This is a genomic window from Aerococcus sp. 1KP-2016, from assembly GCF_002252085.1.
Taxonomy (GTDB): domain Bacteria; phylum Bacillota; class Bacilli; order Lactobacillales; family Aerococcaceae; genus Aerococcus.
Window position 1 is genome coordinate 1 of sequence record NZ_NEEY01000111.1, and the last position, 539, is coordinate 539.

The 539-nt window shown below is 38.6% G+C and carries 1 protein-coding gene; it reads right to left on the reverse strand.

The window, feature by feature from the left end:
- On the reverse strand, positions 1–476 hold a 476-nt coding region (locus B9P78_RS09620), incomplete at its 3' end, for a helix-turn-helix domain-containing protein (protein WP_148138609.1).
- Positions 477–539: the final 63 nt, after the last annotated feature.

The following is a 539-nucleotide window of genomic DNA, read 5'->3' on the forward strand; positions in this document are numbered from 1 at the left end:
TTTCCTCTTCTCTCTACGTGATTTTTAGAATGGCGTGTTTTACCTCTGTGTCTTAATTTACGGATAGCGCCTCGATTACCGGTTGATAAACCAGGCTCATCGAAGTCGCCACGATAAATTGCACGATAGATAGTATGATAACTAATTTTATTTTTGGCATTTTCAAGGTTCAAACGACCAGAAATTTGTTCTGGAGACCATTGTTCGTTGAGAAATAGTCGTTTGACCAACTGGAAAATAGCGTCTTTATCTAGCGTGCGATGTCTGCCACATAGTTGTTTTCTACGTTTATACTCTCCATGAGCAGTTGACGGTGAATAACTGCCGTCCTTGTTTGAATTACGATGTAATTCTCTTGAGATAGTCGATTTAGAACGGTCCAGGGTCTCGGATATATGCCCGATAGTTTCGCCTTGTTCATACATTAGGAATATTGTTTCTCGCTCATTCATGGTAAGATGTGTGTATGGATTCATAGTTTTCTCCTTCTAATAGTTGGTTGGTACATCTATTTTATAGGAAAACTATGGATCTTTTTT